General features: G+C 64.2%; 26 protein-coding genes and 1 tRNA gene. 8 read left to right on the top strand and 19 right to left on the bottom strand.

What is annotated here, in order from left to right:
* Positions 1–27: 27 nt before the first annotated feature.
* The 7 genes from pstA to recJ all read right to left on the bottom strand — a co-directional run bounded on the left by pstA (position 28) and on the right by recJ (position 8,610).
* Positions 28–1,284 carry a phosphate ABC transporter permease PstA gene (pstA, locus tag A6F65_RS07775; RefSeq protein WP_067787478.1) on the bottom strand — a complete coding sequence of 419 codons (1,257 nt, stop codon included), beginning with the start codon at positions 1,282–1,284 and terminating at the stop codon, positions 28–30.
* Positions 1,277–2,659 (bottom strand): phosphate ABC transporter permease subunit PstC, encoded by a 1,383-nt coding sequence (pstC, locus tag A6F65_RS07780; RefSeq protein ID WP_067787480.1) that lies wholly within the window; start codon positions 2,657–2,659, stop codon positions 1,277–1,279. The genes pstA and pstC overlap by 8 nt, the downstream gene beginning before the upstream one ends.
* An 18-nt stretch (positions 2,660–2,677) precedes the next feature.
* The gene (locus tag A6F65_RS07785; RefSeq protein WP_067787482.1) at positions 2,678–3,724 is read right to left on the bottom strand and encodes a substrate-binding domain-containing protein; all 1,047 of its coding nucleotides are present in this window, start codon (positions 3,722–3,724) and stop codon (positions 2,678–2,680) included.
* Between the two features lie 87 nt (positions 3,725–3,811).
* Positions 3,812–5,197: an OprO/OprP family phosphate-selective porin gene (locus A6F65_RS07790; RefSeq protein WP_067787484.1), complete on the bottom strand. Its 1,386-nt coding sequence runs from the start codon at positions 5,195–5,197 to the stop codon at positions 3,812–3,814.
* Positions 5,198–5,346: 149 nt separating this feature from the next.
* Positions 5,347–6,537 carry a sensor histidine kinase gene (locus tag A6F65_RS07795; RefSeq protein ID WP_067787486.1) on the bottom strand — a complete coding sequence of 397 codons (1,191 nt, stop codon included), beginning with the start codon at positions 6,535–6,537 and terminating at the stop codon, positions 5,347–5,349.
* Between the two features lie 138 nt (positions 6,538–6,675).
* Positions 6,676–6,750: transfer RNA gene (locus A6F65_RS07800), tRNA-Glu, on the bottom strand.
* Positions 6,751–6,831: 81 nt separating this feature from the next.
* On the bottom strand, positions 6,832–8,610 hold the full coding sequence (recJ, locus tag A6F65_RS07805; RefSeq protein WP_067787488.1) for a single-stranded-DNA-specific exonuclease RecJ: 1,779 nt from the start codon (positions 8,608–8,610) through the stop codon (positions 6,832–6,834).
* Between the two features lie 201 nt (positions 8,611–8,811).
* On the opposite strand from recJ, the gene A6F65_RS07810 reads away from it, so the two are divergent.
* A complete protein-coding gene (locus A6F65_RS07810; RefSeq protein ID WP_067787490.1) occupies positions 8,812–9,543 on the top strand; it encodes a hypothetical protein in 732 nt (243 codons plus the stop codon).
* Positions 9,540–10,076: an AHH domain-containing protein gene (locus tag A6F65_RS07815; RefSeq protein ID WP_157093092.1), complete on the top strand. Its 537-nt coding sequence runs from the start codon at positions 9,540–9,542 to the stop codon at positions 10,074–10,076. The genes A6F65_RS07810 and A6F65_RS07815 overlap by 4 nt, the downstream gene beginning before the upstream one ends.
* Here A6F65_RS07815 and A6F65_RS07820 read toward each other — a convergent pair.
* The 9 genes from A6F65_RS07820 to miaA form a co-directional block, all read right to left on the bottom strand.
* Positions 10,068–10,775, bottom strand: a complete 708-nt coding sequence (locus A6F65_RS07820; RefSeq protein ID WP_067787493.1) for a rhomboid family intramembrane serine protease — start codon at positions 10,773–10,775, stop codon at positions 10,068–10,070. The genes A6F65_RS07815 and A6F65_RS07820 overlap by 9 nt on opposite strands.
* Positions 10,768–12,444, bottom strand: coding sequence for a 2-isopropylmalate synthase (gene leuA / locus A6F65_RS07825; RefSeq protein ID WP_067787495.1), 1,677 nt, complete (start codon positions 12,442–12,444; stop codon positions 10,768–10,770). The genes A6F65_RS07820 and leuA overlap by 8 nt, the downstream gene beginning before the upstream one ends.
* A gap of 286 nt (positions 12,445–12,730) precedes the next feature.
* Positions 12,731–13,393: a YceI family protein gene (locus tag A6F65_RS07830; RefSeq protein WP_067787498.1), complete on the bottom strand. Its 663-nt coding sequence runs from the start codon at positions 13,391–13,393 to the stop codon at positions 12,731–12,733.
* Between the two features lie 71 nt (positions 13,394–13,464).
* Positions 13,465–14,097 (bottom strand): DUF4329 domain-containing protein, encoded by a 633-nt coding sequence (locus tag A6F65_RS07835; RefSeq protein WP_067787501.1) that lies wholly within the window; start codon positions 14,095–14,097, stop codon positions 13,465–13,467.
* 17 nt (positions 14,098–14,114) lie between these two features.
* Positions 14,115–15,149 carry a ketol-acid reductoisomerase gene (gene ilvC, locus A6F65_RS07840; RefSeq protein WP_067787503.1) on the bottom strand — a complete coding sequence of 345 codons (1,035 nt, stop codon included), beginning with the start codon at positions 15,147–15,149 and terminating at the stop codon, positions 14,115–14,117.
* A gap of 7 nt (positions 15,150–15,156) precedes the next feature.
* The gene (locus tag A6F65_RS07845; RefSeq protein WP_067787505.1) at positions 15,157–15,540 is read right to left on the bottom strand and encodes a hypothetical protein; all 384 of its coding nucleotides are present in this window, start codon (positions 15,538–15,540) and stop codon (positions 15,157–15,159) included.
* A 1-nt stretch (position 15,541) separates the two neighbouring features.
* Positions 15,542–16,057, bottom strand: coding sequence for an acetolactate synthase small subunit (gene ilvN / locus A6F65_RS07850; RefSeq protein WP_067787508.1), 516 nt, complete (start codon positions 16,055–16,057; stop codon positions 15,542–15,544).
* Positions 16,057–17,799, bottom strand: a complete 1,743-nt coding sequence (gene ilvB, locus A6F65_RS07855; RefSeq protein WP_067787511.1) for a biosynthetic-type acetolactate synthase large subunit — start codon at positions 17,797–17,799, stop codon at positions 16,057–16,059. The genes ilvN and ilvB overlap by 1 nt, the downstream gene beginning before the upstream one ends.
* A 98-nt stretch (positions 17,800–17,897) precedes the next feature.
* The gene (gene miaA / locus A6F65_RS07860; RefSeq protein WP_067787514.1) at positions 17,898–18,857 is read right to left on the bottom strand and encodes a tRNA (adenosine(37)-N6)-dimethylallyltransferase MiaA; all 960 of its coding nucleotides are present in this window, start codon (positions 18,855–18,857) and stop codon (positions 17,898–17,900) included.
* Between miaA and serB the strand changes: the two genes are divergently transcribed.
* A complete protein-coding gene (gene serB, locus A6F65_RS07865; protein ID WP_205631868.1) occupies positions 18,814–19,734 on the top strand; it encodes a phosphoserine phosphatase SerB in 921 nt (306 codons plus the stop codon). The genes miaA and serB overlap by 44 nt on opposite strands.
* Here the strand turns inward: serB and A6F65_RS07870 are convergent.
* The 3 genes from A6F65_RS07870 to purL all read right to left on the bottom strand — a co-directional run bounded on the left by A6F65_RS07870 (position 19,731) and on the right by purL (position 24,041).
* Positions 19,731–20,945 (bottom strand): DUF418 domain-containing protein, encoded by a 1,215-nt coding sequence (locus A6F65_RS07870; RefSeq protein ID WP_067787518.1) that lies wholly within the window; start codon positions 20,943–20,945, stop codon positions 19,731–19,733. The genes serB and A6F65_RS07870 overlap by 4 nt on opposite strands.
* 95 nt (positions 20,946–21,040) lie before the next feature.
* Positions 21,041–21,727 (bottom strand): nitroreductase family protein, encoded by a 687-nt coding sequence (locus A6F65_RS07875; protein WP_237164791.1) that lies wholly within the window; start codon positions 21,725–21,727, stop codon positions 21,041–21,043.
* Between the two features lie 79 nt (positions 21,728–21,806).
* Positions 21,807–24,041, bottom strand: coding sequence for a phosphoribosylformylglycinamidine synthase subunit PurL (purL, locus tag A6F65_RS07880; protein ID WP_067787522.1), 2,235 nt, complete (start codon positions 24,039–24,041; stop codon positions 21,807–21,809).
* A gap of 83 nt (positions 24,042–24,124) precedes the next feature.
* Here purL and A6F65_RS07885 point away from each other — a divergent pair, with 83 nt between their 5' ends.
* From A6F65_RS07885 to A6F65_RS07905, 5 genes are all read left to right on the top strand, one after another.
* Entirely contained in the window at positions 24,125–24,373 is a 249-nt protein-coding gene (locus tag A6F65_RS07885) for an exodeoxyribonuclease VII small subunit (protein WP_067790315.1), read from the top strand.
* A 13-nt stretch (positions 24,374–24,386) separates the two neighbouring features.
* Positions 24,387–25,292, top strand: a complete 906-nt coding sequence (locus A6F65_RS07890) for a polyprenyl synthetase family protein (protein WP_067787524.1) — start codon at positions 24,387–24,389, stop codon at positions 25,290–25,292.
* A gap of 14 nt (positions 25,293–25,306) precedes the next feature.
* A complete protein-coding gene (locus A6F65_RS07895; protein ID WP_157093093.1) occupies positions 25,307–25,642 on the top strand; it encodes a hypothetical protein in 336 nt (111 codons plus the stop codon).
* Positions 25,639–26,151, top strand: a complete 513-nt coding sequence (gene coaD, locus A6F65_RS07900) for a pantetheine-phosphate adenylyltransferase (protein ID WP_067787528.1) — start codon at positions 25,639–25,641, stop codon at positions 26,149–26,151. The genes A6F65_RS07895 and coaD overlap by 4 nt, the downstream gene beginning before the upstream one ends.
* Before the next feature lie 88 nt (positions 26,152–26,239).
* Positions 26,240–26,941, top strand: coding sequence for a peptidylprolyl isomerase (locus A6F65_RS07905; protein ID WP_067787530.1), 702 nt, complete (start codon positions 26,240–26,242; stop codon positions 26,939–26,941).
* The last annotated feature ends 37 nt before the right edge of the window (positions 26,942–26,978 follow it).

Genomic DNA, 26,978 nt, shown 5'->3' on the forward strand with positions numbered 1-26,978 from the left:
TGCCGGTATTCTGGGTATGGTTTTCGGTCACCAGGTCTTCTCGAAACGGTTGCGCAGGTAAATGGCGAGGCCATTCATCACTAGCAGGAAGATGAGCAGGACGATAATCGCGGCGCTCGTGCGCTCCACGAAGCCGCGGTCGATCTCGTCCGACCAGAGGAAGATCTGGACCGGCAGCACCGTGGCGGGGCTGGTGAAGCCATCGGGCGGGGTGGCCACGAAGGCGCGCATGCCGATCATCAGCAGAGGCGCGGTTTCACCCAGCGCGCGGGCCATGCCGATAATAGTGCCGGTTAGGATGCCGGGCAGGGCGAGCGGCAGGACGTGGTGGAACACGACCTGCACCGGGGAAGCGCCCAGCGCCATGGCGCCGTCGCGAATGCTGGGCGGCACGGCCTTGATGGCGTTGCGGCCGGAAATGACGATCACCGGCATGGTCATCAGCGCCAGCGTCATGCCGCCGATCAGCGGCGCAGACCGGAAATTCGGGAAGATCCACAGGAACACGGCGAGGCCCAGCAGGCCGAAGATGATCGACGGGACAGCCGCAAGGTTGTTGATGGAAACCTCGATGATATCGGTCCAGCGGTTCTTCGGCGCGTATTCTTCAAGATAAAGCGCGGCCAGTACGCCTATCGGGAATGCCAGAAGCAGGGTGACGATCATCGTCAGGATGGAGCCCTTCAGCGCCCCCCAGATGCCGACCTGCTGAGGGTCGGTCGCGTCCGAACGCGAGAAGAAGCCGGGATCGAAATTGTCGGACAGCTTGCCTTCGCCCGCCAGTTGCTGGGCGAGCGGTTGCAGGTCTGCCTGACCATCACCCGAATAGGCCGTGGCAAGATCATCCGTCGCTGGCAGCCAGAGCGTGGTCTGCTGCCGCAGCAGCGAGGGATCGGCCACGATCTCGTCGGCCGCGACGCGCCATGCCTGCGGGCTCAGCTCGGCTGCACCTTCGGCACCCAGTTCCTGCTCGGCGAAGAACTGCACGACTTCGCGCAGGCCCTGGCCTTCGAGGGAACGGAACTTGTCCTTCTCGTCAGCAATCGAGGGATCGAGCGAGATGCCCGCTTCGCCAAAGTCCATCGGTACGGCGAGCTCGGCGCGCTGGAAGCCGGCGATGCCGTTGAACGTCATCGTCCCCAGCAGGAAAACCAGGATGAAGACGGATACCAGAATCGCGCCAAGGCCCATCGCCTTGAAACGACGTTCCGAGGCATAACGCTTCTTCAGTCGCGCTTCGAAGGCTTCCGTGCGGGTCGGTGCGGTGATGGCCTGCTCACTCATAAGCTTCGCGGAACCTCTTCACGACGCGCAAGGCGATGAAATTGAGGGCGAGGGTGACCAGGAACAGCACGAAGCCAAGCGCAAATGCGCTGAGCGTTGCAGGGTGGTCGAAACTGCCTTCGCCCGTAAGCATGGCCACGATCTGGAAGGTGACTGTGGTCATTGCCTCCAATGGATTGGCCGACAGATTGGCTGCGGCACCGGCCGCCATGACAACAATCATGGTCTCGCCAATAGCGCGGCTGACGGCAAGCATAATGCCGGCCACGATGCCGGGCAGGGCGGCGGGCACCAGCACGCGGCGGATCGTCTCGTTGGTGGTCGCGCCCAGTGCCAGCGAGCCATCACGCATCGCCTGCGGGACGGCGGCGATGGAATCGTCGGCCATGGAGCTTACGAAGGGAATGATCATCACGCCCATCACCATGCCCGCGGCCAGCGCGCTTTCGCTGGAGGCATTGGAAATGCCCACGGAGACGGCAAGGTCGCGGATGAAAGGTGCGACAGTCAGCGCGGCAAAATAACCGTAAACCACGGTGGGGACGCCGGCGAGCACCTCCAGCGCAGGCTTCAACACCTTGCGCCAGCGCGGCGAGGCATATTGCGTGAGGTAGATCGCGCTCATCAGGCCCAGAGGCAGCGCCACGATCATGGCGATGATGGCACCGATATAGATCGTGCCCCAGAACAGCGGGATTGCGCCGTAACGCGTGGGGTCGGGATTGTCCGGATTGGCCATGGGGTCGGGCCCCCAATGCGTGCCGAACAGGAAATCGATGGGATTGACCATGCCGAAGAATCGGATGGTCTCGAACACCAAGCTGACGACGATGCCCAGCGTGGTCAGGATGGCGACGAGCGATGCCAGCAGCAGGCCGGTCATCACGGCCTTTTCCACACGCGTGCGGGCGGTGAAGTCCGGCTTCAGGCGCAGGAAGGCCCATGCGGCCCCGGCCAGCGCGATGATCAGCGTCAGCGCAAGGCCAATCCAGTTATAGCGTGTTAGCGCATCCTCGAAGGGGCCGATCAGCTGGCGCGCCTCGGGATTGAAGACGGTGGTGGCGCTGCCGGTTGCCACGGCGCGCGCTTCGGAAATCAGCGATTGCCGCTTCATACCGAATTCCGGCAGCACGCTTGCTTCCGGGCTGGCGAGGACGTGGGCCATCACCAGTTGCGGCGATACCACGCTCCAAATCACGATGAAGATGGTGACGGGCAGGGCGATCCACAGCGCCGCATACCATCCATGGTAAGACGGGCGGGCTGCAATGCGCCCGCCCGACTGGGATGCGAAAGCCTGGGCACGCCCCCGTGCCACCAGCCATCCGGCGAGCCCCAGCCCTAAAGCCAGGAGTAGCAAAATAGCGGGTGACATGGAGGGTGCTCGGCTCCGTTACTTCAGCTTGTCGGCCGTCAGCGGAGTGAACTCCGTGGCAGCGGTGTTGGCAGTCGCCATAGCGTCTTCAGGATTTGCGACAAGGCCGATGGCAGCAAGCGAACCGCCCCGTCCCCAGTTTGCAGCCCAGGCGCCGATATATTCGCGCAGGCCGGGGATCGCTTCGAGGTGGGCGTTCTTCACGTAGATGAACAGCGGACGGGCGCCCGGGTACTGGAAGCTGGAGATGTTCTCATACGTCGGGTCCACGCCGTTCATCGGCAGGCCCTGCACGCTGTCGAGATTCTCTTCCAGGTAGCTGTAGCCGAATACGCCCACGGCGTTCTGGTTGCCACCCAGCTTCTGCACGATCAAATTGTCCTGCTCGCCCTGGTCGACATACTTCCCGTCGGAGCGGACTTCCGTGCAGACCTGGTCGTACTTGTCTTCGTCCGCTTCCTTCAGCTCGGACATGGCCGGATCGGCCTTGCAGCCCACTTCCAGGACCAGTTCTTTCAGCGCGTCACGCGTGCCGGAGGTGGAGGGCGGTCCGTAGACCAGGATCGGCAGGTCGGGCAGGGACGGATCGACATCGGACCACGTCTGCGCCGTCTGCTCCTTGCCATAGGGGCTGGCGGCCAGCGCGCGGTAAACGATTTCCGGCGTCAGGTTCATCGTGATGCCGCCCTTGGCGGATGCGAAGGCGATGCCGTCCAGGCCGACCTGGATTTCCGTGATGTTCTCCACGCCATTGGCCTGGCAATCGGCGAACTCGCTGGCCTTCATGCGGCGCGAGGCGTTCGCGATGTCGGGCGTGTCGGTGCCGACGCCCGAGCAGAACAGCTGGATGCCGCCGCCCGTGCCGGTCGATTCGATGATCGGCGAGCCGAAATCGGTGGAGCGGGCGAAGCTTTCAGCCACAGACTTTGCGAAGGGGAACACAGTGGAGGAGCCGACGACGCGGACGGAGTCGCGCGTATCGCTGCCACCAGTGCCTTCCGAACCGCAAGCGGCGAGGGCGAGAGCGGCGGTTGCCGCGATGGTACCTTTGAAGAGCATTTTCATAATCGATCCCTTTCGATTGAATTGTGCAGTCTTGAACTGAATGTCGGAATTGTGGGGCCGGCGCGAAGCTGCACCAGCCCCGTTTGGTTAGAAATCCACCTGCGCGCGCACGCCCACGACATCGACGCTGTAGTCACGGTTGCCGCTCGTTTCGGGAAGCACGGCATCGGTGTATTCGAGGCGGCCGTAATTCACGAGGAAACGGGTGTAATCGGTTGGGGTCCAGACCAGCGATGCGAAATAGCCGTTCTGCTTGCCGCCCGTGATGCCGGCATCGTTCAGGTCCAGATGGTCGTAGCGGACGTTGAACTGGATCGCGCCGATGCCGCCTTCGCCGACCGGGCTGGCCGGTTTGATACGGTTGAACGTGCCGCCCTTGTAACCGCGGCTGTCACCGGAGGTCAGGAAGACGCCTGCCTCGGCATAGCCGCCGAAGAAGGTCGGGTCCGCCAGCGCGCCGGGGCGGTCGACATTCTGCCAGAATGCTTCGCCAGCGACGTGGAAGCGGCCGGAGATGAAGGCAGCTTCCGCACCGTAACCGAACTCGCTTTCAGCGGCGAGATTGCCGGTGTTGACGAAGCGTTCGGAGGTGAAGTTGACCAGCGGACGCTGGCGGTATCGCACATTGTTGCTGTCCGTATCGGCGTAATGGACGGATGCGCCGAGGTGCAGCTGGCCGTCACCGAATTTCGGTGCGTAGACCACGCGGCCATCGAAGCTGTGCTCCTTGCCGGGAAGGTCGGAGATATTGTCGCTGAAGGCACCGGCCTGCACCGACACGTCGCCGACGCCGAATTCGACGGAGATGCCGAGCCGACGCTCGAAACCGAACGCGTCGGTGAAGGCGGCCCGCTCGATGAAGGAAGTGTGCAGGCTGCTGGTCAGCTCTTCCAGCGACTGGAAGTTGTTGTGCTGCCCGATGCTGATATCGACGCCCTTGCCTTCATAGGTGAGGATGGCGTCCGCAAGCGTGACCTGGTCACCGGCGAAATCGACTTCGAACTTGTAGCCGAAGCCGCCCGGGATATCGCCCTGCATGCCGATGCGCGCTCGCCGAAGATTGCTGCCGAAGCCGTCGGCTGCGCCGGTCGAGTCCGGCGCGGAAATGAAGCCGGCATCGGCCTGGATCCTGCCGCGCGGTTTAAAGGACCAGCCGCCATCTGCGGAAATCTCGGGTGCGCCCTTGAATTCGATTTCGGCGCCCGGTTCTGCTGCGGGGGCTACGGCTACAGCGACGGGCGCTGCGGGCTGCGTCAGCTGCGCGTTGCGAGCACGCTCCTGCTCCAGTTCCGCTTTCGTCTGCTCCAGCTCACCTTCGAGCGTGGCGACGCGGCCGGACAGTGCCGCCATTTCGGCGCGCATCTGGGCGAGTTCTTCCTGCACGGACATCGTGCCGGCCTGCTGCGCGGCAGCGGGCAGGGAGGTGAGGCTGGTTGCCGCGAGAGCAAGCCCGATGAGTGTGACGTTCCGCATTTTTCGATCCCTTCACTTGACGTGATTCCATCAAAGTCGGGTCGCCGTTATGCGCGCAATGTTACAGGCCGGTGACAGTTCGCCGGAGCGTCATCGAAGCCTGTGCACAAGTGGTTGATAAGGTCGAAAAAGAGTCTTCGGCCTGTCGCTCAGGCCGTGTCTTCGTGCAGCGGCAAACGCACGCGGACAGAGGTGCCAACGCCCAGCTCGCTGTCGATATCGAGCCGCCCGCGGTGCCGCTCCACGATATGTTTCACGATGGCGAGGCCAAGGCCGGTGCCGCCGGCAGCGCGGCTGCGACCCGGATCGGTGCGATAGAAGCGGCGCGTGAGGTGCGGCAGGTGCTCCGCCTCTATCCCTTCCCCCAGGTCGCGTACGACCAGCTCGGCCATGGACCGCGCGCCCTTCGCCAGCGAGATCGTCACGGGCTTCGCCGGATCGCCGTATTTCAGGGCATTCTCGACCAGATTTCGCACCAGCTGCTCTAGCTGCTCCGCCTCGCCCGGCACGAGGACCTGTTCGTCCATCTCATAGACAAGGCGGTCCGAATGTTCTCCGGCAGAAACGTCGTGCGAAGCGCGTTTGACAACGCTGGTCAGGTCGACACGGTCGCGCGGGACCTCATGCTTCTCGGCCTGCACCTTGGACAGTGACATCAGGTCGGCGACCAAGGATTGGAGGCGGCGCGCCTCGCGCAGCACCGTCTTGTGGAACTTGCGGATGATTGCCGGATCGGCGTCTGGCGCTTCGTCCTCCAGCGTCTCGACATATCCGATGATGGAGGCCAGCGGCGTGCGAAGCTCATGGCTGGCATTGGCGACGAAATCGGCATGGGCCCGGCCCAGCTCCGCCTCTGACGAGCGGTCGACCAGTTCGACGAGCCAGTACCGGTCATCCACTCTCTGCCGCCGCATCAGCCAATTACTGCGCGGCCCTGTGAGGCCGACGATCATTGTTTCGCCGCCACGTTCACGGGTCAGCAGGTCGATGGCGGCAGGATGGCGGAAAGCGACCCGGGCGTCTTGGCCGACGACGTGCGCACCCAGGGCCTCGCGCGCCGTGGCATTGGCCAGCACGATCCGCTCTCCGTCGACCAGCAAGATGGCGAGATTCGAATTCTCTACCAGCCGACCGATCCGGTCGCGCGTGATGGTGACACTGCGCGACATGTCGGTCTCACGGCGTTCCGGCACGGGAGCCGGGACGAGATAGAGCGACCCGATCCAGAGCAGGAGTATCGCCAGAGCCAGGATGGGATGTGCGCCGGAAATCATCGCCGCCGCTGCGCCGATCAGGGCCAGGGCAATGCCTGCCCATGGAGTGTCGCGCCGGCTGTCCATGGCACGGCCTTAGAGCGCGATTGACGGAGGTGGAAGCGGCTTGATGCGTATAGCGGTCGAAAGCCTGCATGCGTGGGCGCTGCGCACAAACGGCAACCCAGCCAAACCGATCAGCGATGTAAGGAAATCTCGTACCGCTGGTGACCCCTACGGGAATCGAACCCGTGTTTCAGCCGTGAAAGGGCCGCGTCCTAACCGCTAGACGAAGGGGCCATCTGCGGTACGAGCGGCGCACTTAGGGGGGCATCGGGATACGGTCAAGCCTTGTACGCTCGGCTCACGAAAAAATTTGGCTCAGTCGGCCCAGGCGGCGTCTTCCAGGTGCAATTCGGCCTGAGGGCGTGCGCCCCAGTCGTCCACCTTCACCCGGCCAGCGAGCCATAACCGGCGGCCTTTCGCGCCGTGGAGCAGGCTCTGGCCGAGCTCGCTGTCGGCGGAGCGGAAGGCGATTCCCTTGAAGCTGCGTCCATCCTGCCCGGCGGCGATGATGCGGACGTGGTCCTTGCCCACGATGTCGCATTTGACGAGGTGCACCGGCCCCACCGCCACGCGCGGTCCGGGCCAGCCCATGCCGAAGGGGCCTGCGCTGTCCATCGCATCGACGAGGTCGGGCGTCAGGCCGCCCGGTGCCAGCGACAAGTCCAGCGTCATCACCTGGTCCTCTCGCGCCTTGGAGACGGATGCAGCAAGGTGGCTGTCCAGCCAGTCCGCAAATTCGTCCAGCTTCTCCGACGCAACGGTGAGGCCCGCAGCCATCGCGTGCCCGCCGCCTGCGACCAGCAGGCCTTTCTCACGTGCACCGATGATGGCGGCGCCCAGGTCGACGCCCGGGATGGAGCGGCCCGAACCCTTGCCCGTGCCGTCATCGTCCAGCGCGATCACGAGTGCGGGCTTGCCGGTCTTCTCCTTGATCCGCCCTGCGACGATGCCGATGACGCCCGGGTGCCAGCCCTCAGCCGAGAGCACGATGACGGAGCGATTGTGCTGGCTGGCGAGTTGCTCTTCCGCGGCCTCCTGCACTGCCGCTTCGATGGCGCGGCGGTCCTCGTTTAGGTCGCTCAGCTGCTTGGCGATCTGCGCTGCTTCGTCAGGGTCCTGCGTTGTCAGGAGACGCACGCCTAGGGTGGATTCGCCCACGCGGCCCCCGGCATTGATGCGCGGACCCAGCGCAAAGCCGCAATCCGAACATTGCGGCGCGCGGCCAAGGCGGCTTGCGTCGATGAGGGCAGCCATGCCGGTGTTGCGGCGCTGCGCCATGATCTTCAGGCCCTGCGCAACGAAGGCGCGGTTGAGCCCGCGAATGGCCGCGACATCGGCCACCGTGCCCAGCGCCACGAGGTCGAGCAGTGACAGCAGGTCAGGCTCTTTCCTATCCGCAAAGAAGCCGCGCTGGCGCAGGGTACGGGTGAGCGCGACGGCGAGGATGAATGCGACGCCGACAGCGGCAAGATGGCCATGCTCCGCGCCTTCATCGCTTTCGTCCAACCGGTTGGGATTGACGAGGGCTAGGGCGGCGGGAAGCTCTGCGGCACATTTGTGATGGTCCACCACCACCACGTCCACACCCGCATCGCGCGCCGCTGACAGGGCCTCGAACGCCATCGCCCCGCAATCGACCGTCACGACCAGGCTCGATCCTGTCTCGCCCAGCTTGACCAGCGCTTCTCCGCTGGGGCCATAGCCTTCCAGCAGGCGGTCCGGGATGTAGTATTCGGCATCGTGGTCCAGCATCCGGAACAGCCGGATCAGCAGGGCCGCGCTGGTGGCACCGTCCACGTCGTAATCGCCATAGACCGTCACCTTCTCGCCCGAGAGCACCGCTTGCGCGAGGCGTTCAGCCGCGTTGTCCATGTCCCGGAATACAGAGGGATCGGGCAGGAAGCTGCGGATGCTGGGTTCACGGTGGCGTTGCAGATCGTCCCGCTCGACACCGCGCGAGAGCAGCAGCTGCGTGACGATGTCGTCCTCCAGCCCCGCGACACCGCTTTCCAGCGCCATGTTTCCGCCGCGCCAGCGCCAGGCCTTGCCGGTGATGGAGCGGGCGATGCCGAGGACGTTGGCGGTGGTCTGCATGGGCCGGAATCTAGCGTGCGCGGGGACTGTTGCATAGCGGAGCAGGCCAATGTTCCACGCTTGCAGAAGTTTAACTGCCTTCGAATTGGATCATTCGGCTTATCACAGACTCGACTGTCCGGACATTTCGCGCCATCACGAGCGGGCAATGCGTTAGGGAAATTGCTGATTTCGCGTATCAACTCCCCTGATTTTGACTCTGTGCCTGCTGTCGCCCTGCTGTTTGCAGCGGGCAGCCGACCGGACCTGCCTGCCATCAATGCACTGGCAGACAGCTCAGGCGCATTTGCGGTGACCATGGAAGGCGATCCGGACGAGGCGGACGAAGGCGAACTCTGGGCGGAACTGCTGGTAAACGGTCTTACCTTCGATCTTCGCGGTCTCGCGCCTGGAAAGCCAGCCGATACCGAGCCTGGGCGCAGCTGTGTCGGGATCCGGCAGGAAGACCTTGACGCCGAGGCGGAAGCCATCGTCCTGTCTCCGGGCCCGCACCTCGCCGGCGGATCCATGATGGTCCCCGTGCTTCGCAGCTTGGCCGCCCTGGCCGCCGCCCTGTCGGAGCTGGGCAATGTCGTGGCGCTGACCTGGTGCCCAGCAAGCAATCTGTGCGCGCCCGACTTCTTCGCCCAGCAGGTTGCCCGCTGGGTAGAGGGCGGTGTCTTTCCCGGGCTCGTGCTCGTCTCGCTGAACAACGATCCGGACGGCGGCCTGACGAGCCAAGGCTTGGCGCAGTTCAGCGGGCAGGAATTGCGCGTCGAGCCGGAGCTGGGTGAAAGCATACCGGAACTTGCCAAGCTGGCGCTGCGGCTGATCGACTTCCTCGTGCGGCAGGGCAAGCTCTCCAGCGAGGAAGTGCTGACGGCGCCTGACGGCCAGCCGCTGCGGCTGACGCCAAGCAAGAACGGTCGATACCTGCGTGTCTGGCGCGGATGAATGACCGGAAACGCGCGCTCAAGACCCTGAAAGGCTCACGGCAGCCGCTCCCTTTTCGCATGGTGAACCGGCCCGGAACCGCAGCGCACCGGTCCGATATGCAGAAACATCACCTGCTCCCGTGCCAATTGCTAAGCAGGTCCGCGTTCGAGCGACTTGTCGGGCACGCAGGCGGGCGAACGCAGGTGATGGAGGACTTTCGGACGAATGGCTTGCTCCTGCCCGCAAACGAGGCGGCCGCTTCGGCATCAGGTCTGCCGCTTCACCGCGGGCCGCACCGGCATTACAACGAACTGGTGGCCGAGCGGGTCGGAAGCATCACGGACGATTGGTCCAATGCCCGTCTCCGCCATGAAGCATTCGCCGTGCAGGATGCGCTTGGTCGTTTGAGGCTGCTGCAGGGCGCATTGCGGCGCAAGCTGCTGGACACGGCACGCCCCCTGATCCTCAATCGCAAGGACCCGCTGGGCAAGGGCCGGGATTTTAGCGAACTCGACGCGATGGCTGACATGTTGTGGGCCGCGTCAGGCTGAGTATGCCCGGTCAGGCCCGTTTAAAGCGTTGAAGAACAGCGGTGCGAGCAGCAGCCCGGTCACGAAGCCGCCGAGGTGCGCCTCCCACGCGATGCCGCCGCCGTCGGACAGGAAGATCGGCACGGTTGTGAAGATCACCAGCAGCATGTTCTGCCGCAGGAAGCCGATCAATTGCCGGCCGAAGCGCATGCTGAACAGCGGTGCGACATGGTCCGGCCCCGGCCCAAGCCGCGCCAGATAGCCGATCAGGCCGTATAGCGCGCCGGATGCGCCGATTGCGGGGATGATGCCCGACGGGTTCAATGCCAGGAACCCCGCGCTGCCGCCAAGCCCGCAGGCTAGGAACAGGACGAAGGCGTAGAAAACCGCCCGCGCGCCATGTCCCAGCGTTGCGATAACGGGCGGTAGAAGGGCCAGGGTAGCCATGGAGTTGAATGCCAGGTGCACGATCCCGCCATGGGCGAGCATGGAGAGGAACAGGTTCTCATATTCGCCGGATGCCATCGTGGCGGCGCTGACGCCCCACACGCCCATGCTTTCATCGCGCAAGGCGAACCAGCCCCAGATGGCGGCTATCAGGCCAACGAAGGCGAGGGCAGGGATCGCATCGGCCCGGCCCATGACGCTGCCCTGCGCGCGCGGGACCAGCGGCACGCCGCTGGCGGAAGCGCCCATCCGGTCTGGCTGGCGATCATCCATCCTGGCTTGCCGCATTGGCTGCGCTCAGGATCGCTCGGAGGCTGGCCGTGGCGACGTCCTCGTCTATGCCGACGCCCCACACTGTCCCGCCCGCACCGGTCGCGCATTCCAGATAGGTTGCAGCGCGCGCATCAGTGCCGCTGCCAAGCGCGTGTTCGGTGTAATCGACAACTTCCAGGTCCAGCCCGAAGGCATCGCGCAGCGTTGCCAGCACGGAGGAGATCAGGCCCTTGCCGCGTCCGGAAACGCGCTGCTCCACACCGTCCACCTCGATCGTGCCGGTAAACACGCGCGATCCATCGGAAGCGCGCGCTTCCTCGTAATCGATCAGGCGATAGCGGCGCTCCTCCACCTGTATGTAATAGGCCTTGCGGAAGACGTCCCAGATGTCGCCTGCATCCAGTTCGCGGCTCTGGCTGTCGGCCACGGCCTGCACATGGCGGCTGAAATCGGCCTGCAAGCGCTTGGGCAGTTTCAGGCCCTGATCCTGTTCGAGGACCCATGCGAAGCCGCCCTTGCCGGATTGCGAGTTCACGCGGATCACCGCCTCGTAGCTGCGACCAAGGTCCGCCGGATCGACCGGCAGGTAAGGCACGCGCCACTGCGGATCGTTCTGCGCTTCGTGAGCCGCGAACCCCTTCTTGATGGCGTCCTGGTGGCTGCCGCTGAAGGCGGTGAAGACCAGTTCGCCGCCATAGGGATGGCGCTGGTGGACGGGGATCTGGTTGCAGTACTCCACCGTCTCGATCACCCGGTCGATGTCCGAGAAATCGAGGCCCGGGTCGATGCCCTGCGTGTACATGTTGAGCGCCAGCGTCACGAGACAGCAATTGCCGGTCCGCTCCCCATTGCCGAACAGGCAGCCTTCGATCCGGTCTGCGCCAGCCATCAGCCCCAGCTCCGCCGCGGCGACACCCGTGCCGCGGTCGTTATGCGTATGCAGGCTGATCACCGCGCTGTCCCGGCCCGGCAGGTTGCGGCAGAAATACTCGATCTGGTCGGCGTAGATGTTGGGCGTTGCCGCCTCGACCGTGGCCGGCAGGTTCAGGATGATGGGCCGCTCCGGGGTGGGTGTCAGAACTTCCATCACCGCCTCGCAGACGGAGATCGAGAAATCGAGTTCCGCCGTGCTGAAGGTTTCTGGCGAATACTGGAAATGCCACTCGGTACCGGGCTGCTTCGCCGCCTCGTCGCGCATCACCTTGGCACCGGCCACGGCAATCTCGCGAACCTCTTCCTTCGACATGCGGAAGACGATGTCGCGCCAGGCCGGGCTGACCGCATTGTAGAGATGGACGATGGCCGCCCGCGCGCCCTCGAGGCTGGTGAAACTGGTACGGATCAGGTCCTCGCGGCTTTGCGTCAGGACTTGCACGATCACATCGTCCGGCACGCGCCCGGAATTGACCAGCTTGTGGATGAAATCGAACTCTGTCGCACCCGCGCTTGGGAAGCCGACTTCGATTTCCTTCACGCCGACTTCCACCAGCAGGTCGAAGAAGCGGTTCTTCTTCACCGCGTCCATGGGATCGACGATGGCCTGGTTGCCATCGCGCAGATCCGTGCTGAGCCAGCGCGGCGCGCTCGTGATCGTGCGCGTGGGCCATTGCCGGTCGGGCAAGGGGACCTGCGGGAAGGGGCGGTATTTCTTGGACGGATCGCGCAACATGGGCTGCCAGCCTTATCCTGCTTTGCCCGCGCAGCAAGTGCGGCGGGGAAAGGATTCGCTTTTCTAGATGAAAGGCCCCTTAGGCGGGCAGCCGCGCGACCGGGCGCAGCACGGAGGACACGCCTAAGGGCGCGCTAGTCGCAGCAGCAGGCAGAGGGCGCGTTGCTTTGTCATCTGACGTTGAGGCTAGCGCGCTGCAGCGGGCGCGTAAAGCGGCTAAAGAAGGCTGACGAAAAAACGGGCGCGAGCCTGAGCCCGCGCCCCGATTTTTCGCCAGTATTCCGAATTACTCGGCGGGCATCTCGAAGGCGACGGAGATGTCCAGCGCCACATTGTTCCCGATCACTGGCAGGGCATAGTCGATGCCGAAGTCGCTGCGATTGATGAAGGCCTCGCCCTCGAAACCGATCGTGCGCGCGCCGGACATCGGATTGCTGCCTGCGCCCGTAAACTGCGCCATCACGGTGACGGGCACGGTCACGCCGTTCATCGTCAGCTCGCCCATGATATTGGCGCGCGTGCCACTGGTGGGCATCACGGATGTGGATACGAAGCGCGCAGCCTGCGGCTCGGGCCCGAAGAAGTCCGGCGAGCCGCCATCCTTGCCCGCGCGCAGCAGGTGGTTCTTCAGCCCCTCGCTCGGCACGGTGACCGATGCGATGGGGATCATCACATCGACCTTGGCCGCGGACAGGTTCGCGGGGTCGATCTCCAGCGTGCCGGAGACATCGCCAAAAATGCCAAGGTAATCGTTGAAGCCGAAGTGATTTACGCGCCACCCGACCATGGAATGGCCAGCATCGGCGGTATAGGTCCCGGCCATCACATCCGCGACATTGGCGTTGCCGGGCAGGGCGGGTGCGTCCTGCGCGCCGATCGCGCTGACTGACAAGGCCGCCGCCGGAATGGCGAGGGCGGCGGAAAGTAGGGTGAGACGTGTGCGGCGCATATTCGATCTCCCAGAATTGTCGTGTTGCTTAACCCAGAGGCGGCCCGGAATGTTCCGGAAGGCGTGTCGCATCAGCCCGTCATGGCGCTGGCGGCATCGGCCTGGCAGACCGGAAGCCGGACACTCTCGCGCTCCTGCAATTGCAGCAGGTTGTAACTTTCCTGCGGCTCCAGCGTATCGCAGGCGCGGTATGCCGGGTCCGAGGGCAGGCAGCCAGCACCGCACACCAGCCGCGCCTTTTCCGCCTGCCAGTCGATATGCCAGAACCGCCCGCCTGGGGTCGCGATGTAGCCATCCGTCTGGCTGGCGATATCGCCCTGCATATCGAGCAGGGATGGCACTTCGCTGTCATAGGACGCGCTGTGCGCGCCATGCGTGTGGATGGTGGCGCGAGGATAGAGGCTGCGTACGTCGAAATAGCTGATGTTGCAGCGGTCCTCGCTGCCCAGGATTTCCTCGCGCAGGACCAGCTCGCCATTCGCGCGCTCCGCCACCATGCCGCAAAGTTCGACGTTTTCGGCAATGGAGCGGCGCTGGAACTTGGCCAACTGCTCCCGGGCGAAGGCTTCCACCTCCGCCTGGGGCACGATTGCCTCATGAATGTCCGCTTCCAGCACGGTATCCGCTTGGCGCAGCACGATGAAGGCCCATGCGAGCGCACAGCCGAGCAGGACCAGAACTGTGCCGCGATTGCCTTCGAACATATCACGGCGATGCTAGGTCAGTTCTTGTCCTTGTCCACCAGCTTGTTGTCGCCGATCCACGGCATCATGGAGCGCAACTTGGTACCGACCTTTTCGATCGGGTGTGCTTCCTGGCGCTTGCGGGCCGCCTTCATTTCCGGATTGCCCACGGCATTGTCGGTCATGAAACGCTGCACGAACTTGCCGCGCTGGATGTCGTCCAGCACGCGCTTCATCTCGGCCTTTGTCTCATCCGTGATGACCCGCGGGCCGGTGTGGTAATCGCCGTATTCCGCCGTGTTGCTGATGGAGTAACGCATGTTGGCGATGCCGCCTTCATACATCAGGTCCACGATCAGCTTGGTTTCGTGCAGGCACTCGAAATAGGCCATCTCTTCGGGATAGCCTGCCTCGACCAGCGTCTCGAAGCCGGCCAGCACAAGGTGGCTGATGCCGCCGCACAGCACGGCCTGCTCGCCGAACAGGTCGGTTTCGCATTCGTCCTTGAATGTCGTCTCGATGATGGCTGAGCGGCCTGCGCCCATGGCACCGGCATAGGCCAGCGCGAGGGATTGGGCGAAGCCATTGCCGCCGGAGCCGGACCCTTCCTGATGCACGGCGATCAGGGCGGGGACACCGCGGCCCTGCTGGTATTCGTTGCGCACCGTGTGGCCGGGGCCCTTGGGCGCGATCATGATCACGTCCAGGTCCTCGCGCGGTTCGATCAGGCCGAAATGCACATTCAGGCCGTGAGCGAAGGCGAGGGCGGCGCCCTGCTTCATGTTGTCGCGCAAATCGTTGCGCCAGATCTCGGACTGGTACTCGTCCGGGGCCAGGACCATCACGATATCCGCCCACTTTGCGGCCTCCGCATTGGACATGACCGTGAAGCCAGCCGCTTCCGCCTTGCGTGCCGTGGCAGAGCCTTCGCGAAGTGCCACACGCACTTCGCCGGCCCCGCTGTCGCGCAGGTTCTGCGCATGGGCGTGGCCCTGGCTGCCATAGCCGATGACGGCGATGTTGCGGCTTTCGATCAGGCTGCGATCGGTGTCCGTATCGTGATAGACCTTCATGGTATTCCTATTGCGTGAGATAAAGCGATGTCAGCACGAGCGCGCCGATCAGGACGAGGAGCGGCCAGCCGACATGGCGGCCGCGGGTGACGATGGCATCGTAAAAACCTGCGCCGAGATGCGCCGCGCCGATTGCGGCGATCATCCAGCGGTTGCCGACGCCTTCCAGCCCGGCGAGGACCAGCATGGCGGCGACCAGGAACCACAGCAGCGTGGTCCAGTGCCAGGCGAAGCGCGTGACCTGCCTCGCCTGGTCGTTTTCAAGCACGCCCTGCGCGCCGGCCAGCATGGGGCCGATCAGCTGGCGTTCGCCCATGATGGAATGGATCAGCGCCGTTGCGACGCATAGGATGCCGGCCCAGATGAGCAGGAAGGGTTCGATAATTGGCATGTCAGGCTGTCTCCGCGCCGCGCATCATGCCCACGATCCCCGTCCGGCCGACCTCGACCAGTCCCAGTTCGCGCATGAGGGCGACAAAGCTGTCTATCTTCTCCGGTGTCCCGGTCAGCTCGAAGATAAAGGAGGCAGTGGTGGTGTCCACCGCTTTCGCGCGGAAGATTTCGGCCAGGCGCAAGGCCTCGACACGGGTTTCGCCTTCGCCGGCCACTTTCACCAGCGCCAGCTCGCGTTCGACATGCGGGCCTTCCTCGGTCAGGTCGACGACCTTGTGCACCGGCACCAGCCGTTCCAGCTGCGCCTGTATCTGGTCGATCACCTGCGGCGGGCCGTTGGTGACGATGGTGATGCGGCTGACGGCGTGGTCTTCGGAAATATCCGCCACGGTCAGGCTGTCGATATTGTAGCCGCGCGCGGTGAACAGCCCCGCGATCTTGGCGAGGATACCGCTTTCGTTATCGACCGTGACGGCAAGGACGTGGCGTTCGGAGGGGCGATGTTCGATTTTCATCACACGAGCGCCTTCGCTTCATCGGCCATGATGCCGTAAACCTCGTCGCCGTGCATCAGCATCTCGGTATGCGCCGCGCCGCTTGGGATCATGGGGTAGCAGTTGGCTTCCTTGGACACCTGGCAGTCCACGATCACCGGCCCGTCATGGTCCAGCATGGCCTGGATGCCTGCGTCCAGCTCGTCATCGGAGGTGATGCGGATGCCCTTCCAGCCATAGCTTTCGGCCAGCTTCACAAAGTCTGGCAGAGAATCGCTGTAACTGTTTGAATACCGGCTTTCATAAGTCAGCTCCTGCCACTGGCGGACCATGCCCATGTATTCGTTATTGAGGATGAAGACCTTCACCGGCAGGCGGAACTGGCTGGCGGTGCCCAGCTCCTGGATGTTCATCTGGATGCTGGCCTCGCCCGCAATGTCGATCACCAGCGCGTCCGGATTACCCAGCTGCGCGCCGATGGCTGCGGGCAGGCCATAGCCCATCGTGCCAAGCCCGCCGCTAGTGAGCCACTTGTTAGGGCCCATGAAGCCGAAATACTGCGCCGCCCACATCTGGTGCTGGCCCACCTCCGTGCTGATGATCGGGTCGCGGTCCTTCGTAAGCTCGAACAGGCGCTCCACGGCGCGCTGCGGCATGATGGCGTCCTTGCCGGCCGGGTAAGCCAGGCTGTCGCGCGCCTTCCAGCCGCGGATGCGCGCCTTCCACTCGGAAAGGTCCTGCCCCCTGCGCTCACCCCAGGCCGAAACGAGCTGTTCCAGCACGGTCGCGCAGTCGCCCACGATACCAAGATCGACCGGCACCACCTTGTTGATCTGCGCGCGGTCGATATCGACATGGATTTTCTTGGAATCCGGCGAGAATGCATCGAGCCGCCCGGTCACGCGGTCGTCGAAACGCGCGCCGATGCAGATCATCACGTCACACTGGTTCATCGCCATATTGGCCTCGAACGTGCCGTGCATGCCCAGCATGCCGAGCCATTCGGGATGATCGGCAGGAAACGCGCCGAGGCCCATCAGCGTGGAGGTGACGGGCGCGCCGGTCTTGCGCTGGAACTGCCGCAGCAGCTGGCTGGCATGCGGCCCCGCATTGATGATGCCGCCGCCTGTGTAGAGGATGGGCGCCTTTGCCTTGGCGATCATGTCGATGGCTTCGGCAATCTCGTCCGCCGCGCCCACGGTGCGGGGCTGGTAGCGCTTTTTTCGCTTGGCTTTGCCGTTGGGCATATCGGCGGAGGCGATCTGCACGTTCTTGGGGATGTCCACCACCACAGGGCCGGGGCGGCCGGTGGTGGCGATCTCGAACGCCTCCTCCAGCGTGGCGGCCAGGTCTGCCGGGTCCTTTACGAGGTAATTGTGCTTGGAACAGTGGCGGGTGAGGCCGATCGTGTCCGCTTCCTGGAACGCGTCCGTGCCGATCAGGTTTGTCGGCACCTGGCCGGTGATGACCACCAGCGGGATGGAATCGAGATAAGCGTCGGCAATGCCTGTGATGGCGTTGGTCGCGCCCGGTCCGCTGGTGACCAGCACCACGCCGGGCTTGCCGGTGGAGCGGGCATAGCCTTCTGCCGCATGGGCTGCGCCAGCCTCGTGCCGGACCAGGATGTGGCGGATGCGCGTGTCGGAAAACAGCTCGTCATAAATCGGCAGCACCGCACCGCCGGGGTAGCCGAAAACAAATTCGACGCCCTGCCGCACGAGGCTTTCCACCAGGATCGCAGCGCCGCTGCGCATATCCGACACAGATTTTCTCCCGTCCTGTAAAAGTGAGCCCGACGCGATCGTACCGCGCCGGGCCACTTCCTCTCAAACTCTGGGGCCGCTCTAGGTTGCTGAAAATATCATGTCAACAGCAAATCTGGGAATAATCTTTCAATCGTTAAGGAATTACGCGAATCTTCGTTCACGACCCTTTGCCAATCTTCCGGCATCTGGCGGCGGAACCAGGTGAACTGCCGTTTTGCGTAATTGCGCGTGGCTTGCTGGCCCCGCATGACCATTTCGTCGCGCTGGATTTCCCCGTGCAGCCAGGCGGCAATCTCCGGGACGCCTATCGCCCGCATGACCGGCAAGGCGGGGTCGAGGTCGCGGGCGAGCAGAGCCTCCACCTCCTCCACCGCGCCATGGTCCAGCATCCGGCAGAAGCGCGCATTGCACCGCGCGTACAATTCCTCGCGATCGGGCATCAGCACCAGTGGACTGAGATCGACGTTTGGCCCGATCCCGCCTTCACGCCGCGACTGCCAGTGCGCCATGGGCTTGCCAGTGGAACGAACCACCTCGAGGGCCCGCTGCACGCGAGTGGTGTCGGCGGGGTTGAGGGCAGCGGCGCGTTCCGGATCCTCGTCCTCCAGGGCGGCATAGGCTTCGGCCACCGACAGGCTGCGGACGGCGTCCCTGATCTCCGGCGCAATCGCGGGGATAGGCGCGATGCCGTCCAGCAATGTGCGGATATAAAGGCCCGTACCGCCCACCAGGATCGGCAGCACGCCCGAAGCGTGAGCGCGGACAATCGCCTCGCGAGCCGCCTCTGCCCAATCGGCTGCGCTGCACGGCGTTGCCCCATCCCATTTGCCGAACAGGGCATGGGTCACGCCGCCCATCTCCGCCTCGGTGGGCCGGGCGCTAAGCACTTGCAGGTCGCGGTAAACCTGTGCGCTGTCGGCATTGATCACCAGTGCGCGCCTGCCGCGGTCCTGCCATGCCTGGCCGAGCCGCACCGCCAGATCGCTCTTGCCGCTGGCCGTTGGCCCTGCAATGAGCGCGAGCCTTCGCCCGACCGGAGAGATATTCGTGCCCATCGCCCGCCTGATAGCAGACCCTGCGACACTCGAAAGTCGCCTCGACGCGGCAACGCGCGATTTGTCGAATGCGGGGCTGGCCGTCGCCAGCGCAGGGATGCTCGATTTCTGCGGCGATGTGCTGCAATTGCTGATCCCGGAAGGCGATGTGCAGACAATATGCGGCGTGCTGGACCGGCACTTCGCGGGCGCGGACATGCTGGTGGCCCGGCAGGAGATCACTCCGCCCAAGCTATTCGTGTCCGACATGGATTCCACCATGATCGGCCAGGAATGCATCGACGAGCTGGCCGATTTCGCGGGCCTGAAGGGTCAGGTTGCAGCCATCACCGAACGCGCCATGCAGGGTGAGCTCGATTTCGAAAGCGCGCTGCGAGAGCGGGTTGGGCTGCTCGCCGGCCTGGACGAGGGCGCGATTGACCGCTGCCTGTCCGAACGCATCAGGCCCACGCCCGGCGCACGCGCTCTTGTCGCAACGCTAAAGGCGCAGGGCTGTCGCTGCGTGCTGGTGACGGGCGGCTTCCACCATTTCGCCGATGCCGTGGCGGACCAGCTGGGTTTTGATCGCGTCGTGGGCAACCGGCTCGGCGTGGCGGACGGGAAGCTGACGGGCGAACTGGCTGGTCCCATCTCCGACAGCTCAACCAAGCTGGAAACCCTGCAGGAAGAGCGGGCGAAGCTGGGTGACAATGCCGCTGTAATGGCTGCGGGCGACGGCGCGAACGACATCCCAATGATCGAGGCGGCGGATTACGGCTTCGCCTATCGCGCAAAGCCCAAGGCCCGCGATGCCGCCAATGGCAGGATCGAGAGCGAATACCTGACGGCCATCCTGAAACTGCTGGAAGTCCGGGAGAGCGACTGGGTCGCGGGCTAGGCCGCAGCCACCTCTCGCATCGGTTGCAATTCCCAGCGCGACAGGCTGCGCCACGCCCATTCCAGCGGCCCGTAGCGGTAACGTGCCAGCCACCACGGGCTCCAAAGCAGCATCAGTGCCCAGACGGGCGGGACGATCAGCCACAGCTGACCGCGCGACAGATCGCCCCACAATCCGCCGGCAAAATCGAAGAACAGCAGCATGCCGACGAGCGTGCAGCAAAGGTAATTGCTGAACGCGGTGCGCCCGACTGCAGCGAACCTGTCCGCCAGCGCGCCGGACCGGAACAGCAGGATTGCCAGCGCGGCGTAACCGATAGCGCCGACGGGATGGAACCAGAACGGCAGCATCCTGACCAGCGGAGTAAACACAGCGCGCGCGAAGTCGGCGTTCAGCACCGCGGCAGCGGCCAAGACATGGTAAAGCAGCATTGGCACAAGCGTGTACGCCGCGATCCGCACGTAATCGCGCTGCGCCCATGTCCCCGACAGGAAGCCCGACTTGTAAAGCGCCATGCCCAGCAGCATCAGCGCGAGCGTTTCAATGCCGTATTGCGGTACGGAAAGGAACGGGCGCAGGGGCTGCGTCTCCAGTGTGAAATTCAAATGTGCCGCCGGGCTGGCGTGGGCCTCGCGCTCACGCTCGATGCGCAGCGCCAGTCGCTGTTCGTTTTCGGCGGTTTGCTCTGCCGTCAGGGCGGGACGGTTCTGCGTGGACTGGACAATCGTCCCGGCCGTCATCCCGCCATACATGAAGATGAAGAGGCCGGCGGCGGTCAGCGTCAGGGTCTTGGGCTTCAGGCGGACGAACATATAGGCGATCATGCCGACGAGCGCGTAATTCGACAGGATGTCGCCCCACCACAGGAAATAGAAATGCACGAGGCCGAAGGCGAGGAGCGCGGCCATGCGGGGGAAATGGACCTTCCAGCCCTTCCGTCCGGCCGCGACGGCGCGGTCGATCACCAGCACCATGCTGGCCCCGAACAGGACCGAGAACAGGCTGCGGAATCGGCCGTCGACGAAGATGAAATTCAGCGCCCACATCACCATGTCGCCCAGCGTGGCGAAGCCATAATCGGGCGGATAGAAATAGGCGCTCTCGACCATGCCGAGGCCGACGACGTTGACCGAGAAGATTCCCATCACGGCAATGCCGCGGATGATGTCCAGCGTTTCGATGCGCGTATTCGGCGGCGCGGTGGTTGCCATTCTCAAGCCCCCTCAGGCAGGTGTGTTAGGCGTGCCATACGCCTTTCCGTCGCGCCAGACAGATAATTCCGACGAACGGCCGACGCCGTCCGACGTCAGAGCCAGCTGGCGATCTGCTCTAGCGGCTTCTTGCGCAGCGCGTGATCCGGCACGGTTGCATCGGGCGCGGGGTGGCCGACCACGATCAGCATGAGCGGTTTTTCCGTATCGGGCCGCCCGCAAATCTCGCGCAGGAAGCCCATGGGCGACGGTGTGTGCGTCAGTGTGGCAAGGCCCGCCTCGTGAAGCGTCGCCAGCAGCATCCCGCAGGCAAGGCCGACGCTTTCATTGACGTAATAATTCTGCGTCTCGCCGTCCTCTTCGATCCCGCCCTTGCGCTGGGCGAAGCACGCGATCAGCCATGGTGCGGTCTCCAGGAACGGCTTGTGAGCATCGGTCCCGATAGGGTCGAGCGCGCCGAGCCATTCCTCGCTGGCCTTCGGCTTGTCGCCATCGGCGCCGTAGAACTTGCGCTCCTCGGCCTCGGCAGCCTCGCGAATGGCGCGCTTGGTTTCCGGCGAGGAAATCGCGGCGAAGTGCCAAGGCTGGTGGTTGGCTCCATTGGGAGCAGTGCCGGCAGCGCGGATGGCGTTTTCGATGACTTCGCGCGGGACGGGGCCATCGGTGAAGGCGCGGCAGGATCGGCGCGTACTCAGCCGCTCGAACATGGCACGGGCGCGAGTGATCCGCTCCTCATCCGAGAGGTCCGGCATGGCGGGGTAGGGGTGGTGCTTTTCCGTCAATCCAGCTTCCGTTCGTCCTGAGCCTGTCGAAGGGCGTGGGCGCAGCGTGCTTCGACAGGCTCAGCACGAGCGGATGGGTTCAGCCTTCCATCCATTCCTCGAAGAAGCGCTCATGCGCAGCCTTCAGCTCCGATACGCTCTTGCCGAACAGGCTGTCGCCGCCAACGGTGCCCAGACGGCGGAAGCCGACGCGGGCGTGGTTTTCATCCTGCGTACCCTTGGCCAGTGTCTCGTTCAGCGCCGCGGTATCCGGCACGGTGACGATGTAGCGGCCCTGGTCCTCGCCGAACCACCACTGCGCCTCGCTGTAATCCTCGTTGCGCGTCACGTCAGCGCCCATGCTGCCGGCCATGGCCATTTCGGCCAGCGCCACGGCGATGCCGCCATCGGAAACATCGTGCACGGCATTGACCAGTCCGTCGGCAATCAGCTGGCGCACGATCTCGCCTGCGGCTTTCTCCAGCGCCAGGTCTACCGGCGGGGCGCGGCCTTCATCGCGGCCATGCACTTCGGAGAGCCAGAGCGACTTGCCAAGATGGCTGCGCTCAGCGTCCGGCGTTGCCCATTCTTCCGGCCAGATCAGGTAGATCGCATCGCCGTCCTGCTTGAAGGGCATCGTCATCATCTGGCTGTAATCGTCGATGATGCCGACGCCGCCGATGGCCGGCGTGGGAAGGATCGCGCTGCCGCCGCCGGTCGCCTTGCTCTCGTTGTAAAGCGAGACATTGCCGCTCACGATCGGGAAGTCGAGCGCGCGGCAGGCGGCGCCCATGCCGTCCAGCGCATGGACGAACTGCGCCATGATTTCCGGCCGCTGCGGGTTGGCAAAGTTGAGGCAATTGGTCACGGCCAGCGGGCGCGCACCCACGGCGCAGAGGTTGCGGAAAGCCTCGGCAATGGCCTGCTTGCCGCCCTCGCGCGGGTTCGCGTGAACATAGCGCGGCGTGCAGTCCGTGCTGATCGCCAGCGCCTTCTTCGTGCCGTGTACTCGCACCACGCCTGCATCGCCGCCGGTCTGCAGAGTGTCTGAGCCAACCTGGCTGTCATATTGCTGGGAGATCCAGCGGCGGGAGGAGAGGTTGGGGCTTGCCAGAAGCGTGAGGAGGTCCTCACCCACATCCGTGCTGTCGGGCCGCTGCGTCATCGGGGCGATACCGGCCCAGTCTAGGTATTCCTCCATGGAGAGGTAAGGCCGGTCATATTCCGGCGCATCGGCAGCCAGCGGGCCAAGCGGGATGTCGCAAACGACCTCGCCGCCGAATTCCAGCACCATGTGGCGCGTGTCGGTAACTTCACCGATGACCGCGAAGTCCAGTTCCCACTTTTCGAAGATGGCCTGCGCCATGGCTTCCTTGCCGGGCTTGAGCACCATGAGCATACGCTCCTGGCTCTCGCTCAGCATCATTTCGTAAGGGGTCATGCCCTCTTCGCGGCAGGGGACTTTGTCCATGTCCAGCCGGATCCCGGCCTTCCCATTGGTGGCCATTTCGACGCTGGAGCTTGTGAGGCCCGCTGCGCCCATGTCCTGAATTGCGACGATGGCGTCGGTGGCCATCAGTTCCAGGCAGGCCTCGATCAGCAGCTTCTCGGTGAAGGGATCGCCGACCTGCACGGTGGGCCGCTTGGCGTCGGCGTCTTCCTCGAAATCGGCGCTGGCCATGGTTGCGCCATGGATTCCGTCACGCCCGGTCTTGGAGCCGACATAGACAATGGGGTTACCGACACCCGTCGCCGCGCTGTAGAAAATCTTGTCCGCGTCAGCCACGCCCACAGTCATCGCATTGACGAGGATATTGCCGTCATAGGCCGGGTGGAAATTCGTCTCGCCGCACACAGTCGGCACGCCCACGCAGTTCCCGTAACCGCCGATGCCTGCGACAACGCCCTGCACCAGGTGCTTCATCTTCGGGTGGTCGGGACGGCCAAAGCGCAGCGCATTGGCATTCGCCACCGGCCGGGCGCCCATGGTGAATACGTCGCGCAGGATCCCGCCAACGCCCGTCGCCGCACCCTGATAGGGCTCGATGTAGCTAGGGTGGTTGTGGCTCTCCATCTTGAAGATGGCGGCCTGGCCATCACCGATATCGATCACACCGGCGTTCTCGCCCGGGCCGCAGATGACCCACGGCGCTTCGGTCGGCAGCTTCTTCAGGTGCAGGCGCGAGGACTTGTAGGAGCAGTGCTCGCTCCACATCACCGAGAAGATGCCGAGCTCCACCAGGTTCGGCTCGCGGCCCAGCGCATTGAGCACGCGCTCGTATTCTTCTTCGGACAGCCCGTGCTGGGCGACGACTTCGGGGGTGATCTCGGACATGTGCAGCCCTTTAGCGAGGGCGGATGCGGCGCGCTAGTAGGCCATGCTTGACCCGCCTGCTTGTCCCCGCCAATGCTGCGGCCATGGATGCTGATGCCAAACCCATCGCCGATATGACCTTCGAGGATGCGCTGCGCGCGCTCGAGGATACGGTCCGCAAGCTGGAAAGCGGGGAAGTGCCGCTGGACGATTCCATCAAGCTGTACGAACGCGGCGAGGCGCTGCGCAAGGCGTGCCAGGCGCGGCTCGATGCAGCACAGGCGAAGATCGAGCAGATCGTCGCCAATGCGGACGGGCAGGCGACGGCCACCAAGCCCTTCGGCGAGGGCTGATCCTGCCGTGGGCATGACGTTCACAAGCAATGTGCTGAAAGACGGGCTGTCCCGCATCCAGCGCGAGATCGACGCCGCCTTCGACGCGCAATTGCCCGTGCCGGACGACATGAGCGCGTCGCTGGTGGAGGCCATGCGCTATGCGGCCATCGGCGGCGGCAAGCGGGTCCGCCCCTTGCTGGTCGCCAGCGTCGCGGAATTGCACAATGGTTCGCGCGAACAGGCCGTGCGGGCCGGCTGTGCGATCGAGGCGATCCACGTCTATTCGCTGATCCATGACGATCTGCCCTGCATGGACGATGACGACCTGCGCCACGGCAAGCCTACGCTGCATAAGAAATATGACGACGCCATCGCCGTTTTGGCGGGGGATTCGCTCCACGCACTGGCCTTCGACCTGCTGGCCTCGCCTGAAATGAGCAACGACCCGGCCGTCCGCGCCGAACTCGTCCATGCGCTCGCCAGCGCCAGCGGGCATAAGGGCATGGCGGGTGGCCAGGTGATGGACATTGCGGCGGAGGAAGCGGGCGGAGACCTGGACCTCCATACCATAACGCGCCTCCAGCAGCTGAAGACCGGCGCGCTGCTTGGCGCGGCGGTGGAGATGGGCGCCATCATTGGCCGCGTGCCTTCCGAGGGGCGCAGCCATCTGCGCAATTACGCCCGCGACATCGGCCTCGCCTTCCAGATCGCGGACGATTTGCTGGACGTTGAAGGCGACGAGGAAGCCGCGGGCAAGGCGCTGCGGAAGGATGATGCAGCCGGGAAACAGACCTTCGTCACACTGATGGGCGCCGAACAGGCCCGCGCCCAGGCAAGCGCGCTGGCCGACCAGGCCATCGGCCACCTCAGCGCCTATGGCAGCGAGGCGGACATATTGCGCGAACTGGCGCGCTTTATCGTGGAGCGGGATCGGTGAGATACCTGCTTTGCTTGACCGCACTCCTGATGTCCGCTGGTTGTGACAGAAACCGCGAGGTCTATCTGTTCGATATTGTGGAAATGGAGCCTTGTAAGCCATTTGATCAGGTCCGCGTTACCAGCGAAATGGCTGGAATCCTCCACCCTCAGGACGGTACGGATACGACCACATTCAAGGTCAGCGCCGAGTGCTTACGGAAGACGAGGCTGGCGGCGAAAAATGCCGGATTCCTGCCCGCTGAAGATGGAAGGGATATGTATTATTCATTCGCCCGGCCGGGACTAATTCACCAGATCTTTTTCGATGAATCCGGACTTACGGTGGTTTGGGAGCGGATTGAAACATGACTAAACGCATCGGCATCTACCCCGGCACCTTCGACCCGATCACGCTCGGCCATGCGGATATCATCCGGCGGGGTGCGAAGCTGGTGGATCGGCTGATTATCGGCGTCACCACCAATCCCAGCAAGAACCCCATGTTCACGCCGGACGAGCGGATGGAGATGGTCCGCAATGAAGTCGCGCGGATGGAAATTCCCAATGTCGAGGTGCAGGGCTTCAACGCGCTGCTGATGAAATTTGCCGAGCATGTGAATGCCAGCGTTGTCGTACGCGGCCTGCGCGCGGTCGCGGACTTCGAATACGAATACCAGATGGCCGGCATGAACCAGCAGTTGAACGACGATATCGAAACCGTCTTCCTGATGGCGGATGTCTCGCTGCAGCCCATTGCCAGCAAGCTGGTGAAGGAAATCGCGGTCTATGGCGGGGACATCGCGCCCTTTGTCAGCCCGGAAGTTAAGGCGCTCGTCGATGCGCGCGTCGAAAAGAACGGCCGCAAGGGCGATCTCTAGCCGGGCCGCGCCGCCAATCCCGTTCATTGCGGTGTCAGCCGCATCCCGCTATCGCGCCGACAAGACACAGTCCGGGACCCGTATTTACATGTTCAAACGCCTTACCGCTTCCATCCTCGCCGCCTCCATCGCCTTCGGCCCTGCCGCTGCGCAGGAAGCCCCGGCAGAGGCCACGCCCGAAGCGCCGCGCACCATGCGCATCGCCGTGCCGACCGACCTGAACGAGGATCGGGAGAACATCCTGTTCCTGGACCTTTCGAATGGTGAGCGCGTGGCAATCCGCCTGATGCCGGACTGGGCGCCGGGCCATGTTGAGCGGATCAAGCTGCTGACCCGCCAGGGCTTCTATGACGGCGTCGTTTTCCACCGCGTGATCGACGGCTTCATGGCGCAGACCGGCGATCCGACCGGCACGGGCGAGGGCGGCTCCACGCTCCCCGACCTCGAGAAGGAATTCAACCCGATGCCGCACGTTCGCGGCACCGTTTCCATGGCGCGCCTTGGCGACAATGAGAACAGCGCGAACAGCCAGTTCTTCATCGTGTTCTACCCGCGCCTGGCGCTGGACCGCAATTACACCAATTTCGGGCGCGTGATTGCCAATATGCCGGCGGTCGATGCCATCCAGCGCGGCGAACCGCCTGCGAACCCGACGTACATCGTCCAGGCCAGCATTGCGGCGGACAACAAGCCGCAGGCTTTCCCGCAGCCGGTGGCCGCGCCCGCGCAGATCGCTCCGCAGCTCGATGGCACCACGGTGGAAATCGTGCCGGGCACGGTGCAGGAGTAATTCCTGCCTGACGCGCGGCGTTTGCGTGCTATTGGCG

The organism is Paraurantiacibacter namhicola, assembly GCF_001687545.1.
Taxonomy (GTDB): Bacteria; Pseudomonadota; Alphaproteobacteria; order Sphingomonadales; family Sphingomonadaceae; genus Paraurantiacibacter; species Paraurantiacibacter namhicola.